At 63.4% G+C, this 17,502-nt stretch carries 16 protein-coding genes; 12 read left to right on the top strand and 4 right to left on the bottom strand.

Going from position 1 to position 17,502, the window contains the following annotated elements; translation table 11 throughout:
* The first annotated feature begins 102 nt into the window (after nt 1-102).
* Nucleotides 103-1,041 (top strand): cyanophycinase, encoded by a 939-nt coding sequence (locus BMY67_RS06890; protein WP_092769867.1) that lies wholly within the window; start codon nt 103-105, stop codon nt 1,039-1,041.
* A gap of 173 nt (nt 1,042-1,214) precedes the next feature.
* On the opposite strand, the gene BMY67_RS06885 is transcribed toward BMY67_RS06890, so the two are convergent.
* Entirely contained in the window at nt 1,215-2,174 is a 960-nt protein-coding gene (locus BMY67_RS06885) for an isoaspartyl peptidase/L-asparaginase family protein (protein WP_092769865.1), read from the bottom strand.
* Between the two features lie 167 nt (nt 2,175-2,341).
* Here BMY67_RS06885 and BMY67_RS06880 point away from each other — a divergent pair, with 167 nt between their 5' ends.
* The 4 genes from BMY67_RS06880 (at nt 2,342) to BMY67_RS06865 (ending at nt 6,098) form a co-directional block, all read left to right on the top strand.
* Complete coding sequence (locus tag BMY67_RS06880) at nt 2,342-2,767, top strand: DUF3127 domain-containing protein (RefSeq protein ID WP_092769863.1); 426 nt, start codon at nt 2,342-2,344, stop codon at nt 2,765-2,767.
* Nucleotides 2,768-2,960: 193 nt separating this feature from the next.
* On the top strand, nt 2,961-4,301 hold the full coding sequence (locus BMY67_RS06875) for a leucine-rich repeat-containing protein kinase family protein (protein ID WP_092769861.1): 1,341 nt from the start codon (nt 2,961-2,963) through the stop codon (nt 4,299-4,301).
* A gap of 186 nt (nt 4,302-4,487) precedes the next feature.
* Nucleotides 4,488-5,363 (top strand): SDR family NAD(P)-dependent oxidoreductase, encoded by an 876-nt coding sequence (locus BMY67_RS06870; RefSeq protein ID WP_177189730.1) that lies wholly within the window; start codon nt 4,488-4,490, stop codon nt 5,361-5,363.
* Nucleotides 5,364-5,459: 96 nt separating this feature from the next.
* Nucleotides 5,460-6,098, top strand: a complete 639-nt coding sequence (locus BMY67_RS06865; protein ID WP_092769855.1) for an AlbA family DNA-binding domain-containing protein — start codon at nt 5,460-5,462, stop codon at nt 6,096-6,098.
* A gap of 284 nt (nt 6,099-6,382) precedes the next feature.
* Here BMY67_RS06865 and BMY67_RS06860 read toward each other — a convergent pair whose 3' ends face one another.
* Nucleotides 6,383-6,913 (bottom strand): DinB family protein, encoded by a 531-nt coding sequence (locus BMY67_RS06860; RefSeq protein WP_092769853.1) that lies wholly within the window; start codon nt 6,911-6,913, stop codon nt 6,383-6,385.
* Between the two features lie 158 nt (nt 6,914-7,071).
* Here BMY67_RS06860 and BMY67_RS06855 point away from each other — a divergent pair, with 158 nt between their 5' ends.
* From BMY67_RS06855 to BMY67_RS06840, 4 genes are all read left to right on the top strand, one after another.
* The gene (locus tag BMY67_RS06855) at nt 7,072-7,584 is read left to right on the top strand and encodes a hypothetical protein (protein WP_092769851.1); all 513 of its coding nucleotides are present in this window, start codon (nt 7,072-7,074) and stop codon (nt 7,582-7,584) included.
* Nucleotides 7,585-7,726: 142 nt separating this feature from the next.
* Nucleotides 7,727-8,245 (top strand): YkvA family protein, encoded by a 519-nt coding sequence (locus BMY67_RS06850; protein WP_092769849.1) that lies wholly within the window; start codon nt 7,727-7,729, stop codon nt 8,243-8,245.
* A 218-nt stretch (nt 8,246-8,463) separates the two neighbouring features.
* Nucleotides 8,464-10,713 carry a S46 family peptidase gene (locus BMY67_RS06845; protein WP_092769847.1) on the top strand — a complete coding sequence of 750 codons (2,250 nt, stop codon included), beginning with the start codon at nt 8,464-8,466 and terminating at the stop codon, nt 10,711-10,713.
* A gap of 160 nt (nt 10,714-10,873) precedes the next feature.
* Nucleotides 10,874-12,148: a metal-dependent hydrolase family protein gene (locus tag BMY67_RS06840; RefSeq protein WP_092769845.1), complete on the top strand. Its 1,275-nt coding sequence runs from the start codon at nt 10,874-10,876 to the stop codon at nt 12,146-12,148.
* 144 nt (nt 12,149-12,292) lie between these two features.
* On the opposite strand, the gene BMY67_RS06835 is transcribed toward BMY67_RS06840, so the two are convergent.
* A complete protein-coding gene (locus tag BMY67_RS06835; RefSeq protein WP_092769843.1) occupies nt 12,293-13,054 on the bottom strand; it encodes a glycosyltransferase family 2 protein in 762 nt (253 codons plus the stop codon).
* A 179-nt stretch (nt 13,055-13,233) separates the two neighbouring features.
* Between BMY67_RS06835 and BMY67_RS06830 the strand changes: the two genes are divergently transcribed.
* Nucleotides 13,234-14,085 carry a DUF1571 domain-containing protein gene (locus tag BMY67_RS06830; RefSeq protein ID WP_177189729.1) on the top strand — a complete coding sequence of 284 codons (852 nt, stop codon included), beginning with the start codon at nt 13,234-13,236 and terminating at the stop codon, nt 14,083-14,085.
* 169 nt (nt 14,086-14,254) lie between these two features.
* Here BMY67_RS06830 and BMY67_RS06825 read toward each other — a convergent pair whose 3' ends face one another.
* Nucleotides 14,255-15,136 (bottom strand): SDR family oxidoreductase, encoded by an 882-nt coding sequence (locus tag BMY67_RS06825; RefSeq protein ID WP_092769839.1) that lies wholly within the window; start codon nt 15,134-15,136, stop codon nt 14,255-14,257.
* Nucleotides 15,137-15,289: 153 nt separating this feature from the next.
* Here BMY67_RS06825 and BMY67_RS06820 point away from each other — a divergent pair, with 153 nt between their 5' ends.
* Together BMY67_RS06820 and BMY67_RS06815 are read left to right on the top strand one after the other, a co-directional pair.
* A complete protein-coding gene (locus BMY67_RS06820) occupies nt 15,290-16,135 on the top strand; it encodes an NAD(P)H-binding protein (RefSeq protein WP_092769837.1) in 846 nt (281 codons plus the stop codon).
* Nucleotides 16,136-16,172: 37 nt separating this feature from the next.
* Nucleotides 16,173-17,426, top strand: coding sequence for a BaiN/RdsA family NAD(P)/FAD-dependent oxidoreductase (locus BMY67_RS06815; protein ID WP_092769835.1), 1,254 nt, complete (start codon nt 16,173-16,175; stop codon nt 17,424-17,426).
* Nucleotides 17,427-17,502: the final 76 nt, after the last annotated feature.

Raw genomic sequence — 17,502 nt, 5'->3', positions numbered from 1 at the left:
TTTGTTCTTTTGTTTTCCGGGAAGAAGCCGGCGTGGCCCGAACCTTGCTTCGGTCCGGGCTCCGGATTCCGTTTCTTCCGTCGTTTAAAGTTGCTTTCAGTTTTGAAAAACGTCAGACCGCTCGGCAAGCTCATTGCCATTGGTGGCAACGAGGACAAGGGTACCTACCCCAATCCCCGCACCAAGAAAAAATACTACCTCAACTTCTTCGAGCTAGGCATTCTTAAGCGTGTCGTGCTCGAATCGGGCCAGGAAGACCCGCGCATCGAGGTTATCACTACGGCCTCCATGATTCCCGATGAGGTGGCCCGCGTCTACATCTCCTCGTTCACGATGCTCAACTGCAACAACGTGAACATCCTCGACATCCGCACCCGCGAAGATGCCCTGCGGCCCGACTACGTGGAGCGCATCCGCCAGGCCGACATCGTGATGATGTCGGGCGGCAACCAGTCGCGGCTCGTGGATATTTTCGGGGGCACCGAGTTTCTGGCCGCCCTCAAGCACCGCTACCAGACGACGCCCAACTTCGTGGTGGCCGGTACTTCGGCCGGGGCCATGGCCATGTCGAAAACCATGATTAAGGGCGGCAGCGTGCCCGATGCCCTGATGAAGGGCGCCGTGAAGATGGGCAGCGGCCTGGGCCTGATTGATAACGTCATCATCGACTCGCACTTCGTGAAGCGCGGGCGCTTCGGCCGCCTCATCGAGGCCGTAGCCCTGCACCCCAAGCTCATCGGCATCGGGCTGGGCGAGGATACGGGCATGCTCATCACCGGCGGCAGCCAGCTCGAAACCATCGGCTCGAACATGGTGGTGATTATGGACGGGCATCAGCTGGAGCACAGCAACGCCGCCGCCGCCCATAAGGGCGAAGGTATTTCGGTGGAGAATATGCTGCTGCACGTGCTGGTGCAGCGCAACCTCTACGACGTGGAGCAGCGCCGCTTCTACCCCGACACGAAACTTCGCCAGCAGGCGGCCGAATCGGCGCAGATTGAGGCGACTCAGCCCGCCAACGCGCCGGCGCCAGTCAGGTAAACTAGCTTATCCAAATGTATAAAAAGCCTGTTATCCATGCGGAAACAGGCTTTTTCGTTTTTAATTCAGGCTGCCTTTTCGCCGCTTCGCTGGTAGCCCTGAGGACGAACGACGGTGCCATGCCGGCCGGCGCGGCCACTCCTTATATATAGGGCGCAGAAAAGCGGCGCTGCTCAGCTCTTGTAAATGGCCACGAAGGGCGCGGCATCCTGCGAGGTCTGGCTGGCGCGGTACATGCCTTCGGAGTTGAAGGGCAGCGCCACATTGCCGGCCGCATCCACAGCCACCAGTCCGCCCTCGCCCCCGATGGGCGCCAGCTTGTCGTGTACCACCACGCGGCAGGCTTCGGCCAGGCTCAGGCCCCGGTACTCCATCAGGCAGCTGATATCGTGGGCCACCATGGCGCGCAGAAAATACTCGCCGTGCCCGGTGCAGCTGATGGCGCAGGTGCGATTGTCGGCGAAGGTGCCGCTGCCGATGATGGGCGAGTCGCCGATACGGGAGTAGCGCTTGTTGGTCATGCCGCCGGTGCTGGTGGCGGCGGCCAGGTTGCCGTGCTGGTCGCGGGCTACCGCCCCTACCGTGCCCATTTTCTTTTTCGGGTCCTCATCATGCGTCGGCTGGGCCTGCGAGTGGTCGAGGCGCATGCGGCCTTCCTGCAAGGCCTCCTGCAACTGGTCGTAGCGGTGCTGGGTGAAAAAGTACTCGGCCGGTTGCAGGGCCAGCCCATGCTCGCGGGCCAGCTCGTCGGCGCCGGGCCAGGCCAGCAGCACGTGCTCGGTCTGCTCCATCACGAGGCGGGCCGCCCGGATGGGGTTCTGCACCTGCCGGGCCCCGGCCACGGCCCCGGCCGCCCGGTTGCGGCCGTCCATGATGGCGGCGTCCATTTCGTGGTGGCCTTCGTGGGTGAAGACCGCACCCCGGCCGGCATTGAACAGCGGGTGGTCTTCGAGGCGGAGCACGGCCTGCTCCACGGCATCGAGGGCCGAGCCGCCGCCGGCCAGCACGGCGTAGCCGCCGCGCAGCGCCTCGTGCAGGGCGGCCTGGTAGGCCTGCTCTTTTTCGGGCGTCATCAGGGCGGGCGAAATGGTGCCGGCGCCGCCGTGCAGGGCCAGGGAGAAGAAAGGGGTCATGGGCAAAAAGATTTGGGTGGACGGGTAAAAGCGCAAGGCAAAGGTAGGCAGCCCGATGGGCCCGGCGGCCGGGCCGGGACCCCAAACGGGCCCGAACCAACCGCGTTTTTTTTCGTAGGTTTGGTTTACTGTTTCAACATCCCCAACACTCCCCTAGACCTACTACTATGGCTTACGAAGCTACCGGCCGCCTGCACGAAATTTTCGACGAACAGCAGGTGAGCGAAAAATTCCGCAAGCGTGAATTTGTGCTGGAGGTCATCGACGGCCAGTACCCCGAGCATATCAAGTTCCAGACGGTGCAGGACAAGACGGCCCTCATCGACCCGTTTAAAGTGGGCGACGAGGTGAAGGTTTCCTTCAACCTGCGCGGCCGCGGTTTCAACAAGAACGGCCAGATGCTCTACTTCACCAACCTTGAAGCCTGGCGCATCGAGAACTCGGCCGGCGGCGCTGCCGCTCCTCAGCAGGGTGGTGGCTACCAGCAGGCCGCCCCGCGCGCCGCTGCTGCTCCGGCCCAGAACCAGAACCCCAACCTGCGCGCCTCGGCCGCCCCGATTGCCTCGGACGACGACAACGACCTGCCCTTCTAGGAGAAGCTAGGAGATAGAAGCCAGGAGTTAGAATATATTCTGCCTTATGCTGGCTCCGTTCTAGCTTCTACCTTTTAACCCCTCCCCAAAAAGCCGCTGCCGCTCCTGGCAGCGGCTTTTTCGTGCGGGCCGCGCAACGGACGCCGACGCCCGGCGCCCGCTGCGCGGCCTGTCCTCCCACCCCACTCAACCTATGCACACGCTTACGCAACTGCGGGCCGGCGAACTGGCCGGGGCTACCCGCCTCGACCTGGCCGAGGGCCTGACCGGGTTTCCGCCGGAAATATTTTCGCTGGCCGATACGCTCGAAGTGCTCAACCTCTCGGGCAACGCCCTGCGCGAGCTGCCCGCCGATCTGCCGCGCCTACACCGGCTGCGGGTGCTGTTTGCCTCCGACAACCAGTTTGAGCGCGTGCCCGACGTGCTGGGCCAGTGCCCGAACATGGAAATGGTGGGCTTTAAGGCCAACCGCATCCGGGAGTTGCCGGGCGCCGCGCTGCCGCCGCAACTGCGCTGGCTTATCCTTACCGACAATGCCCTGGAGGCGCTGCCGCCGGAAATCGGCAACTGCCCGCGCTTGCAGAAGCTGATGCTGGCCGGCAACCGGCTGCGCAGCCTGCCGCCCGAACTGGCTCGCTGCACCAGCCTGGAGCTGCTGCGCCTGGCCGCCAACGAGCTGCCCAAGCTGCCCGCCTGGCTCCTGGCCATGCCCCGGCTAAGCTGGCTGGCCTTCGCCGGCAACCCGCTGGCCGCCCAAGCCGAGGCTGCCGCTGCTGCCCACCCCGCCCGCCCGGCCATTGCCTGGAGTCAGCTGGAACTCCAGCAGCTGCTGGGTGAAGGCGCGTCGGGCATGATTTACCGCGCCGAATGGCAGAAGGGCGGGGCGGGGCCGCGCCCCGTGGCCCTGAAGCTGTTTAAGGGCGCCGTAACGAGCGACGGACTGCCGCACTCCGAAATGCTGGCCTGCCTGAGCGCCGGCCTCCATCCCAACCTGATTGCCGTGGAGGGCCAGCTAACCGGCCACCCCACCGGCACCGAGGGGCTGGTGCTGGAATTGATTGCGCCCGGCTTTGCCAACCTGGCCGGTCCGCCCACCCTGGCCAGCTGCACCCGCGACGAGTACGCGCCCGCCACCCGGTTCGAGCTGCCCGAACTGCTGCGGCTGGCCGGTGGCATTGCCGCGGCCGCGGCCCACCTGCACGGCCGCGGCATTGTGCACGGCGACCTGTACGCCCACAACATTCTGGCCACCGGCGCGGGCGCGGCCCTGCTCGGCGACTTTGGGGCGGCCGGTTTCATGCCGACCGATGATGCGCAAGCCGCCGAGCTGCTGCCGCGCCTGGAAAGCCGGGCCTTTGGCAATCTGCTGGAAGAGCTGCTCGACCGTTGCCCGCCCCGGCCCGAAACCGCCGCCACCGTAACCGAGCTACGCGACTGGCAGGTTCGCTGCCAGCAGCCGCAGGTGGCGGCCCGCCCCCTACTAGCCACGGTAAGCCAGCGGCTAACCGAATTGCAACAGCAGCCGGCCGGCTGACCGACCGGCTGAAACCCCGGGATGGGTTTTCTACGTTCTATCTGCGCTGGCGCAATTGTTGATAGCCGGCGGGCGGCGCGCACTTCTCTTCGGGCGCTGCCGGCCGGATGCAGCCCGTTTGGCTACCCAGCCCGACTACCGCGCCGGCCCTTCTTGGTTACCGAGCATTTTAGCCTATTCCCTCGTATGAGTTCAGATTCCTTGCGGCCGCTGGCGGGCCAGACGGCCCTTATAACCGGTGCTACGAGTGGCATTGGGCTGGTAACGGCCCGCGAACTGGCCCGCCAGGGAGCCCAGGTGGTGCTGGTCGGCCGCGACCCTGACAAGGCCGCCCGGGCCCAGCAGGCCATTCAGGCGGCGGCCGGGCCCGAGGCGGCAGTGCATGTGAAGTGCTTCGATTTGTCGCTGTTGCGCAACGTGCATACGCTGGCCGAACAGATGCAGCAGGAATTCAGCCAATTGGATATTCTGGTGAACAATGCCGGCATCATGCCCGGCCGCTTCACCCTCACCGACGAGGGCCACGAGCTGAGCTGGGCCACCAACCACCTGGCCCCCTACGCCCTCACCAATCTGCTGCTGCCGTTGCTCGAAGCTGCCGCGCGGGCCCGGGTAGTCACCGTGTCGTCGGTGGCGCACTGGGTGGGCGAGATTGAGCCCGACCAGCAGGTGCGCAACTCACCCGAAAAATACAGCTGGCTGACGGCCTACGCCGACTCCAAGCTGGCCAACATTCTGTTCACCAAGGAGCTGGCCCACCGCCTCGACCTGACGTCCATTACGGCCAACTGCCTGCATCCGGGCATGGTGGATACGGCCCTGATGCGCCCGGATACCTCGGCCGTAATGAAGACCCTGTGGTGGATGGCCAAACCCCTGATGATAGCGCCCGAAAAAGGGGCCGAAACCACGCTTTACCTGGCCGCCGCACCCGAAGCCGCCCGCCTGAACGGTCAGTACATAACCGGCCGCCGCGTGGCCCGCTGCTCCGACCGGGCCAGCAGCCCCACCGAAGCCAGCCGCCTCTGGCGGATTTCGGCCGAGGAAACCGGCATCGAGTAAGCCCGCCAGTACCGGCCCTGAATAAGCCGGCACCTGAAACGGAGGCTACCGGGGTATTTTTTCGGACATTTTGGCTCTTTTGGCTGTTTGCTGGCTATGGATTTACTCGAATTAATCCGGCAGGGCGAGGGCGAGCGGCTGGAGTTCAAGCAGCGCACCACCCGGCCCACGCGCATTGCCCGCACGCTGGCCTCGCTGGCCAACACCCGCGGCGGCCGGGTGCTGGTGGGCGTCGATGACAAAGGCCGCGTAACGGGCGTGCGCGACGTGGAAGAGGAGCTCTACCAGCTGCGCGAAGCCGCCCGCCACTACATCGACCCACCGCTGGAAGAGCAGCTCCAGTTTCGGGCCGTGGAAGACCACGAGGGCCGGACAGTGCTGGTGGTAACCGTGCCCGAAAGCACCGCCAAGCCCCACCGCGCCCAGGTGGCCGACGGCGACTGGCGGGCCTACGTGCGGGTGCGCGACCAGAGCGTGCAAACCAGCCAGCTCACCGAAAAAGTGCTGGAGCGCGAACTGCCCCCCGAAACCGGCCGCTTCGAGCGGATTCCGCTCAACCGCGAGGAACTGGCCGTGCTGGAGTATCTGCGCCAGCACCCGCGCATTACGCTGGCCCAGTACCAGAAGCTGCTCAACATCGGCCAGCGCCGCGCCTACCGCACCCTTATCAAGCTCACGCTGCACGGCTACATCAAGCACCACGACAAGCAGAAAGAGGTGTACTATACTTTCTGAGCTTTTCTTAAACCGCAAAGGCGCCGCAACCGGAGTTGCAGCGCCTTTCTTATGGCTGGTTGACAGCAACGAGTTAGTCTTGCTGACGGGCCTTGAGGGCTTTTTTCTCGTCTTTAGCGGCCTTTTTCTCCTTGGTGGTTTTGGCCGGCTCTTTCTTTTTCTCTTTGCGGGGCTCCTGGGCTTTAGCCATAGTAGTAGGGTTTAGGGGTGAATCTGGCTAAGATAACGCTTGGCCGGGAAAGGTGTTGTGCCGGGGCGCCTGAGCAGGGCCGCAGTACCGGAAGTTACGCCAGATTGGGCAGGTACCGCTCCTGCAAAAGCTGGAGGTGGTGGGCTTCGTGGCCGGCCAGCATATACACTAAGGCGCGCACACTCACCGGCTGGCCGCTGGCCGTGCCACAGCGGGCGGCGGCGGCGGCCCCAAACGAGTTGAACAGGCAGCGCGTGGCGGCGCGCACGGCATCATACTCGGCCAGAATATCGGTTAGCGGCCGGGCATCGGCGTCGGAGAGGGGCACGTAATCGTCCTGCTCGTAGCCGGGCAGCGGGGTAGCGTCGCCGCGGGCGATGCGCAGGGCGCGGTAGGCAAAAATACGCTCTGTATCAATCATGTGCACCAGCTTCTCCTTGATGCTCCACTTGCCCGGCGCGTACCGGAACCGGGCCTGCTCGTCGCTGAGGCCGTCCAGCAGCTGGTGCAGCAGCGGGGGCTGAGAACAGAGGGCCTGCAAGGGGTCGGAGCCGGCCAGACGGATGTAGTTGGCGTAGAACGGGGCGTATTCGGTGGTGGCGGGTGGGGTCAGAAACGGGTTCATGGTTCGAAGATAGGGCATTAAGGTTTCTGCAACGTAGCACGCGCTGACGCCGCCAGCAACCCCTGCCCCTATCAGTCCAGGCCCAGGGCAACCGCTCACGTCGAGCCGGCGCCCGAGCCTTTTACATTGTAAAAACAGATTTCACTGCATTAAAAAGGATGATACTACGACAAGAAATAGAACCAAAGACTGCAACTGCCAGAAGTCTATATCCAGAAATTCTACGCCTTCTTCTGGAGTACGCTGACGACTACGAGAAGAGTGGAGATGAAAGCAGCATCCGCTACGCAAGCCTCGAAAGTACATTGCACCAACTCACCGGAAAGGATATATCAGCATACAACCTTTGGGAGTGGTGGGAGGAAGAAGGAGCGGAAACGTTGGCCTACATAATAGCCTTACCACTCCCTGTTAAGACTGAAAATATTACGCGGGATGAGCTGATCGAAATTATTCACAGACTAAAGCACACTTCGGACTCAACCGATTTAGATGAATATGAGGCAGTTGACTATCAATTCATCCACTGCATTCATGAATACTATTTCAATTTCCTGAAAATAAATTTTAAAAAATATAAATACAGCTTCTTCAATCGTCAACAGGATGCCAACGGTAAGTATTTTGAATTATCATCTGATGATATAGCGAATAAGATATGGAATGAATAAACTACATTGTTGGTATCAGGCCTAATAGCTCAACTGCTGCTACTTTCATCACTTGGTTCTTCTGCGGAAAACCGCCTCGTACGTTTTAGGGTCTACTATAACCCCCAGTCCCCTACCCGCGTAAGTCCGTCTAAAAAACTTTATGTCTTCACTTGTCGAAAAGGGACTTTCGATTTCCAAAAATGCGCTCTTCAGCGTGTTCATCAACAAAGCCGGCAAGCTGCTGGGCCGCCCGTTCAAGGTTATCCTCGTACTCAACGAAACGGCCGAAAAACTCGCCAGCAAGGAAAGCGGCGACAACAAGTTCAAGCAGCTCTTTTCGGTGGCCTACACGCTTATCCGCCTCGTGCGCAGCTACGTCAGTGGCGACTACCGGCAGGTGGAAACCAGCACTATTGTCTCGGGCCTGGGCGTGCTGCTCTACGTGCTCAGCCCCATCGATTTGGTGCCCGATTTTATCCCCGTTGTAGGTTTCCTGGACGATCTGGCCCTGATCAGCTGGTTCGTCAGCAAGTTTCAGGATGAACTGGAGAAATTCCGGGAGTGGGAAGGCACCCACGCTACTGAAGCTGCCGGTACTTCTTCGACTGCCGGTCAGCCCAACGAATCGTACACCAAAGCCGAAAAGCTGCCCGCCGTAGCCGAGTTGGGGCACTCCTGAATCACTGATTTGCGCTGATTAAATTGATTGCGCTGATTTTTTTGACGCCCATCCGGTTTTCGGGTGGGCGTTTTTGTTGCCTCTGCGCACCTCTGCGAAAACCTCTGCGCACCTCTGCGGGAAAGCTATTCGCCGAGTCCAAGAAAGCCATTCGCCCGGCCCGGAAGCAGCTAAAGCTGTAATTTAGCGTCTTGCTATTTCCACCCATTTCCGTTTTCATGACCCTACGCTCCCGGCTGGCGCTGCTGGCCCTCACTCTTCTTACCACCTTCTCGGCCCGCGCCGATGAGGGCATGTGGCTGCCGCTGCTGCTCAAGCAGCTCAACGAGGCCGACATGCAGAAAAAAGGCCTCAAGCTGACGGCCGAGCAGATTTACTCCATCAACCAGGGCAGCCTCAAAGACGCCATCGTGCAATTTGGCGGCGGCTGCACCGGCGAAATCATCTCCGACCAGGGCCTGCTGCTTACCAACCACCACTGCGGCTACGGCCAGATTCAGAGCCACTCCTCGGTCGAAAACGACTACCTGACCAAGGGCTACTGGGCCATGACGCCCGGCCAGGAGCTGCCCAACCCGGGCCTGACGGCCACCTTTATTGTGCGCATGGAAGACGTGACGGGCCAGGTGCTGGCCGGCATTCCGGCCACCGGCATTGCCGAGGCCCAGCGCGAGCAGCTGGTGCTGCAAAACAGCCAGCGCGTGGCCCAGGCCGCCGTGCAGGGCACCGGCTACCAGGCCTTCGTGCGGCCTATGTTCAATGGCAACGAGTATTACCTGTTTGTAACCGAGGTGTTCCAGGACATCCGGCTGGTGGGCGCGCCGCCGAGCAGCATCGGCAAGTTCGGGGGCGACACCGACAACTGGGCCTGGCCCCGCCACACCGGCGACTTCAGTCTGTTCCGCATCTACGCCGGCCCCGACAACAAGCCCGCCCCCTACTCGCCCGCCAACAAGCCCTTCAAGCCCCGCCACCACCTGCCCATTTCGCTGGCCGGCGTACAGCCCGGCGACTTTACGATGGTGTTTGGCTTCCCCGGCCGCACCAACGAGTACCTCACCAGCTGGGGCGTCGATGAGGTGTATTCGCTGTCGAACCCAGCTAAAATCGCCATCCGCGACGCCAAGCTGAAGCAGCTCGACACCGACATGAAGGCCTCCGATAAAATCCGGATTCAGTACGCCGCCAAGTATGCCAGCCTGGCCAACTACTGGAAGAAGTGGATTGGCGAAAACCGCGGTCTGCGCAAGCTCGATGCCGTACGCGTGAAGCAAGAGCGCGAAGCCGAGTTCCAGCGCTGGGCCGAGTCGGGCGACGCGGCCCGCCGGGCGGCCTTTGCCGGGCTGCTGCCCGAGCTGAAGCAGCAATACGCCACCGTGCGCGACTACACCCTGGCCCGCGACTACGTGAGCGAGGCCGCGTTGGGCGTGGAGCTGGTGGCCTACGCCAACAGCCTGATGGCCGTGTACGAACTGACCACGGGCGGCATCAAAGCACCCGCCGCCGAACTGGCTGCCGCCGTGGAAAAAGCCAAAAACGGCTCGGTCCGGTTCTTCAAGAACTACAGTGCCCCCACCGACCAGAAGGTGGCCGCCCAGCTGCTGCCGCTCTACGCCAACGGCACCCCGGCCGCGCTGCTGCCCGCCTACGTGAAGCAGCTGCAAAAGCAGTATGCCACCACTGGCTGGAACGCTTATGTGGCCCAGCTCTACGCTAAGTCGCGCCTGACGACGGAGGCCGGCGCCTACGCCGTGCTCGACGAGGTAGCGGCCGGCAAGCCCGACGCCCTGCGCCAGGACCCCGCCATGCAGCTCGCGGCGGCCATTGTGAGCACCTACCGCACGGCCATCCTGCCCACCTACAACGTGGCCACCGACCAGATTGCCCTGCTCCAGCGCACCTACGTGGCCGGCCTGCGCCTGCAACAGCCCGAGCGTAAGTTCTACCCCGATGCCAACTCCACCCTGCGCCTCGCCTACGGCCAGGTAGCCGGCTACGAGCCCGCCGACGGCGTGCAGTACGATTTTTACACGACCCTCGACGGCATCATGGAGAAGGCCGACCCCACCAACCCCGACTTTGAAGTACCGGCCCGCCTCGCGGAATTACACAAAAATAAGGACTACGGCCCCTACGCCTACAAGGGCTCGGTGCCGGTGTGCTTCATTGCCACCAACCACACCACCGGCGGCAACTCCGGCTCGCCCGTCATCAACGGCCGCGGCGAGCTGATTGGCACCAACTTCGACCGCAACTGGGAGGGCACCATGTCTGATATTATGTTCGACCCCGACCGCGTGCGCAACATCACCCTCGACGTGCGCTACATGCTGTTCGTAGTAGATAAGTTTGCCGGCGCCGGCCACCTGGTAAAGGAAATGACCCTCGTCGGCGCTCCTGATTCGGGTACCGAGGCGACGCCCGACAAGAAGCTGAAGAAAGTAAAAGTGAAGCGCAAGAAGGCCTAGCAGCTTCGTACGATCTGCTTTAACCGAACCGGCAGCCCGGGGCGGGAGTTGGTGCACCAACTCCCGCCCCGGGCTGCTTCCGTTTTGGGCGGGCCGGCCACTATAAAAACTGCGGCGGCGGCCGTAGCTTTAGGCACCACCCCAATTCCTTCCGCTGCCCATGCGCCCATTCCTGCTCGCTGCCTTTACCCTGCTGACTGCCGGCCCACTGCGAGCCCAACCCTCTGCCCCCGCCCCACCCGCGCTGCTGCTGCGGCCTGCCGCCGTGTTCGATGGCCAGACGCTGCACCCCGGCTGGGCAGTACTGACGGAGGGCGACAAAATAAAGGTGGTAGGTTCGGCCGCCCAGCTAACGGCCCCGGCCGGCACCCGCACGCTGGAACTGCCGGGCCTGACGCTGGTGCCCGGCCTCATCGAAGGCCACAGCCACCTGCTGCTCCATCCCTACAACGAAACGAGCTGGAACGACCAGGTGCTGCTCGAATCGGAGGCCCTGCGCGTGGCCCGGGCCACGGCGCACGCCCGCGCCACGCTGGCCGCCGGCTTCACCACGGCCCGCGATCTGGGCAGCGAGGGGGCCGGCTACGCCGATGTGGGCCTCAAGCAGGCCATCGACCGGGGCCTGATTCCGGGCCCCCGGCTGCTGGTGGCCACCCGCGCGCTGGTGGCCACCGGCTCGTATGGCCCCAAGCTCTCCGCTGATATTGAGGTGCCCCAGGGCGCCCAGGAGGCCGACGGCGTGGATGGCCTCCTCCGGGCCGTGCGCGAGCAAATCGGCAAGGGCGCCGACATCATTAAGGTGTACGCCGACTACCGCTGGGGCCCCAACGAGCCCAGCCGGCCCACGTTTTCGCAGGACGAGCTGCACCTGATTGTGCAGACTGCCCGCAGTGCCGGCCGGCCCGTGGTGGCCCACGCCGGTACGCCCGAGGGCATGCGCCGCGCCACGCTGGCCGGCGTGCAAACCATCGAGCACGGCGACGGGGGCACCCTGGAAATCTTCAAGCTGATGAAGCAGCGCGGCGTGGCCCTCTGCCCCACCGTAGCCGCCGGCGACGCCGTGGCCCAGTACCGGGGCTGGCAAAAAGGGACCGGCCCCGAGCCCGAACGCATCCAGCAGAAACGCCTCAGCATGAAAGCGGCCCTACAAAGCGGCGTGGAGTTGGCCATTGGCGGCGACGTGGGCGTGTTTACCCACGGCGACAACCTGCGCGAAGCCGAGCTGCTGGTGCGCGAGTACGGCCTGACGAGCCTACAGGCCCTGCGCGGCCTCACCAGCACCAACGCCCGCCTCTTCCAGCTCCCCGACCGGGGCCAGCTAAAGCCCGGCCTGCTCGCCGATATGGTCGCCGTTTCCGGCGACCCAACGCAGGATATCAGCGCGTTGCGGCAGGTGAAGCTGGTGGTGAAGGGCGGGATGGTAGTTGACAAATAGCGCTATAGAGTAAAAACAGAACTGTCATTCTGAGCAGCGCGAAGAATCTCGCGTGCAATGGTAACCTCACTATCAGGGTTACTTTGGCACGCGAGATTCTTCGCGCTGCTCAGAATGACAGTTCTATTTCATGAGTAGTCCTACTTACGGCCGTTCAATTCCCATCTCGCCCAACTGCCCGGCGTACTTGTCATAAATCACCCGCAAGTCCTGCGCGTGCTTGTCGGCGTCGACGCCGATGCTGACGTTGCTGTCGTGGAAGCGGTGCAGGTGGCTGATGTGGGGGCAGATGACGGGCAGATGGCCGGCCAGCACAAAGCGCACATAGAGGTCGAGGTCTTCAGCCATTTCGATTTGCTCGTCGTAGCCGCCCACCGAATCGAACAGCTCGCGGCTGTAGCAGACGTTGCCCTGGATGAAGTGCTCGGCCCGGAAAATGGCCCGCAGCATATCCTGGGGCGAATCAAATTGCCAGGCGTAGTAGTCGTCGGCGGGCAGGTAGCGGCGGTTCTGGTCGACGCGCAGGAAGTCGGCCACCAGCCAGGGCCGGCCGGGGTGCTGGCTGATTTGCTGGCCGTACTGGAACAGGGTGCGCTGGAGCAGCAGGTCGTCGTCGTCGAGGGGCACCAGCCAGGCGTCGGCGGGCACGTCGGCGTGGCGGATGAGTTGGTTGCGGGCGGGGCCGGCGCGCAGCAGCTTGGGCTGGGCGCGCACCCGCAGCGGCGGGCCAGACTGTTGGGCGGCCTCGCGCAGGTAGGCAGCCGTGCCGTCGGAGCAGGCGTTTTCGCAGATCAGGTGCTCAAACGAGAAATCAAGCGGCGCCGAAACGCTGGCCCGGACGCTCTCTACGGCCTCGGGCAGGTAGGCCAGGCGGTTGTGGGTGGGGGTGATAACGGAGAAGTGCATGGTGGCTATTCCGCCGAAACCCAAAAAAAGTTGCGCCCCGGCCCGGCTTTCCAACTTTTACGCTACCCAAACCGTTAGCCGGGGCACCTGCGCCACGCATGCTCCCTGGTAGCCCCGCAAATGGCGCGGTTTGTGCCTGCGGTCCAGCCTTCGAACCCCTGGTTACCCCTTTACTTTCTATGCTTCGTCGTTCTTACTGCCTGCCCCTACTGGCGCTTACGGGCCTGCTGAGCAGCAGCGCCATACCCGCTGCGCCGGCCATTTCCACCGAAACGCTCATCAGCCGCCTGACTACGGCCATCGACAACCTGAAAACCCTGCGCTGCAACGTGCGGGCCCAGGAGCGGATTGCGGGCAAATACCAGCAGGCCCGCACCACGATGAAGATGAGCTTTAACCCCTACAAAGTGTACCTGCGCAACGACCAGGGCATTGAGGTGCTCTACGTAACGGGCCAGAACGGCGGCGACGCCTGGGTGTACCCCAACAGCTTTCCCTACGTCACGCTCAGCCTCGATCCGCAGGGTTCCATTATGCGCAAGGGCCAGCACCATAGTGCCCTGGAAGCCGGTTACGGCACCATTTCCGAACTGCTTGATGACTCGGGCCAGCGCCTGAATCCGGGCTTCGAGAAAACCTTTCGCTACACCGGCGACACAACGGTACTGGGCCGGCCGGCCCACGTCCTGCGCTCTTCGTTTCCGCAGTTTCGCTACGTGAGCTATAAACCCACGAAGGCCGAAACCACCAAAACCATTGCCCAGAAGTTCGGCTGCGGCGAGTACCGCATTATGGAGCGCAACGGCCTGGGCCCGGGTGCCACCGTGGCCGCCGGCAAAACCATTCAGGTGCCCAACGCCTACGGCAGCCGCATCACCATCTGCATCGACCAGAAGCTCTACCTACCCCTCGTCGTGCAGGTAAACGACGACAAGGGCCTGTTCGAAAAGTTTGAATTCTCCGACCTCGTCGCCAACCAGCCCATCCCCGCCGCCGAATTCGCCAAAGGCTTCAAAGGGTACAAACTCTAGATCACGGATTAGCACGGATTTTAGCGGATTGCACGGATTTTGTAGACGGTCCTTTCGTCCTGTAGCTAAAGAAAAAAGCCACCTCACTTGAGGTGGCTTTTCTAAGCAACGGTTTTTCAATCGCCTACAAAATCCGTGAAATCCGCTAAAATCCGTGCTAATCTGTGATCTAGCGGCGCATGGTTTTCTCGATGTGGTCCCACATATCGGGGGTGAGCAGTTCGAGCTTGTTGAACTCGCCGGCGCCATTGAGCCACTCGCCGCCGTCGAGCGTTACGACTTCCCCGTTCATGTAGGCCGAAAAGTCTGACACCATATAGGCGGCCAGGTTGGCCAGCTCCTGGTGGTCGCCCACGCGCTTGAGGGGCACGTTGGCCGCCGGGTCGAGCTTGGAGGCCAGCGGCTCGGGGAACAGGCGGCTCCAGGCGCCTTCGGTCGGGAACGGGCCGGGCGCAATGGCGTTGGCCCGGATGCCGTACTTGGCCCACTCCACGGCCAAGGAGCGCGTCATGGCCAGCACGCCGGCCTTGGCGGCCGCCGAGGGCACCACGTAGGCCGAGCCCACCGAGGCGTAGGTGGTCACGATGCTGAGGATGGTGCCGGGCTTTTTATCGGCAATCCAGCGCTTACCGAAAGCCAGCGTGCAGTTGTAGGAACCCTTGAGCACGATGTCTACAATCACATCGAACGCCTTGTGGCTCAGGCGTTCGGTGGGGCTGATGAAGTTGCCGGCCGCATTATTAAGCAGCACATCAACGCCGCCGAAGGTTTCGATGGTTTTTTCGAGCAGCGCCTCCACCTCGTCGTACTTGCGCACGTCGCACTGCACGGCCAGAATGTTGGCGTTGTTGGTTTGCTCGCGCAGCTCGGCGGCCGTTTTTTCGAGCACATCGAGCTTGCGGGAGCTGATAACCACGTTGGCCCCGAGTTGCAGGAAGTACGTCGTCATGGCCCGGCCGAGGCCGGTGCCGCCGCCCGTCACGACGATGGTTTTGCCTTGCAGGGCGTTGTCGCGGAGCATGGGTTGGGCGTAGGGATGGGCAGAGGCCATAAGGGGAGGAAGCGTAAAGTGGAAAGTTGAGAAGAAGTGAGCGACCACCGAAAAGGCGGCCGATTTTCACAAGAACGCTATTTCTTCCGTTTTTCGGGCCGGTTGATATCAGCCCGCTTGCCCGGGAAAGTTTTTTTGCCACCTTTAGCCCCCATGACTCAACCCGCTTCTTCTGCTGCCCTGCCAACTGTAGCCGTGCTGGGCTGCGGCTGGCTGGGGCTGCCGCTGGCCCAGGCGCTGGTGGCGGCCGGCTACCCGGTACACGGCAGCACAACCACGCCCGGCCGGCTGCTGCTGCTACGCGACGCCGGCATTCGGCCCTACCTGCTGCGCCTCGCCCCCGCCCTCACCCCCACCGACGCCGACACGCTGCACGCGCTGCTACAGGGAGTAAACGTGCTGATGCTCAACGTGCCCCCGGGCCGCGGGCCCGGTCAGGCCGAGGCGTACCCCATTATGCTCGGCCACGTGGCCGCAGCGGCGGCGGCCGCCGGGGTATCTCACGTGCTGCTGGTCAGCTCCACCGGCGTGTATCCCGACGATGCCCGCACGATGCACGAGGAGGATGCCCGCGCCTCAGCCGAGGCCGGTTCGCACCTGCTGCGGGGGGAGGCCTTGTTTCAGGGGCCGGCCCATACGGTGGTGCGCATGGCGGGCCTGATGGGGCCGGGCCGGGCGCCGGGCCGGTTTATGGCGGGGCGTACGGGCGTAGCCCACGGCGAGGCCCCGGTCAACCTGATTCATCTGCACGACTGTATTGGACTGCTGCTGAACGTGCTGGCGCAGAACCTCTGGGGCCACACGTTTAATGCCAGCGCGGCCACCCATCCCTCCCGGCTCACGTTTTACACCGCTGCCGCTACCCAGCTGGGCCTGGAGCCGCCGACCTTCGAGCAGAGCACCGCGGGCGGCAAACTGGTCGATTCCTCGGCCATTCGTCAACTCACTTCCTACCAGTTCCGCCACGACGATGTGGTGGCCGCCCTCTCGTTCTGCTGATGCGGGATAACTGCTGATCTGTGGTTAATTTTGCCGGGTGAAGGATGAACGGACGACAGTAGCTGTACTAGGTGGCGGGGCGGCGGGCTTTTTTGGGGCCATTGCCTGCGCCGAGGCCAACCCGGCCCTGCGGGTGCTGCTGCTGGAAAAAACCGGGAAGCTGCTGAGCAAGGTGCGCATTTCGGGCGGTGGCCGCTGCAACGTCACCCACGCCGCCGACACACCCGCCCAGCTCGTGCAGCACTACCCGCGCGGTGGCGCCCAGCTCAAGCAGCCCTTCCACGCCTTCGGCGCCCCCGACACGGTGCGCTGGTTTGCCGCTCGTGGCGTGCAGCTCAAAACCGAGCCCGACGGCCGCATGTTTCCGGTCACCGACTCCTCGGAAACCGTGGCCCAGTGCCTGCTCGAAGCGGCCCGCCGGGCCGGCGTTGAAATCCTGACCCACACCACCGCCGACCGCATCCGGGCGCTGCCCGAGGGCGGTTTCGAGCTGACGCTGAGCGGCGCGGCGGCCGCAGCCACGCGGCGGGTGGCGCGGCTGCTGGTGGCTACCGGCGGCGCGCCCAAATCGGAGCAGTACAACTGGCTGCGGCAGCTGGGCCACGCGGTGCAGGAGCCGGTGCCCAGCCTGTTTACCTTCAACGTGCCCGACTCGCCGCTGCGCGAGCTGCCGGGCGTGAGCGTGCCCTGGGCCCGCGTGCGGGTGGCCGGCGAAAAGCTCGATTACGAAGGTCCCGTGCTGATTACGCACTGGGGCCTGAGCGGGCCGGCCGTGCTCAAGCTCTCGGCCTGGGGTGCCCGCCGCCTGCACGAGCTCAACTACCGTAGCATTGCGCTGGTTAGCTGGCTGCCCGATTTCACCGAAGACACCCTGCGCAACCATTTGCAGGAGCACCGCGGCCCCCACGGCCGCAAGCTGGTGGTTTCGAACCCGCTGCTGGGGCTGCCGCAACGGTTGTGGCGCACGCTGGCCGAGCAGGCCGGCATCGGCCCCGAAACCCGCTGGAACGAGCTGCCGGCCAAGCTCCAGAACCGCCTGATTGAGGCCCTGCTGCGTACGGCGCTGCCGGTTTCGGGGAAAACCACTTACAAGGAGGAATTCGTGACCTGCGGCGGCATCTCGCTGGCCGAAATCAATATGCAGACCATGGAAAGCCGCCTCGTGCCGGGCCTGCATTTTGCGGGCGAAGTGCTCGACATTGACGGCATTACCGGCGGCTTCAACTTTCAGGCGGCCTGGACGACCGGTTTTCTGGCCGGCCGCGCCATGAGCCGGCCGCCCGAGGCCTGATTCAGATTCAGGTATCCCAAACCCAAGCGACCTACAGCTTAAACCACAAAAAAGGGGCTCCGACCAATGGTCGGAG

The sequence above is a fragment of the Hymenobacter actinosclerus genome (assembly GCF_900111515.1).
Lineage (GTDB): Bacteria > Bacteroidota > Bacteroidia > Cytophagales > Hymenobacteraceae > Hymenobacter > Hymenobacter actinosclerus.
This window is presented reverse-complemented; position numbering and strand designations above follow the sequence as displayed.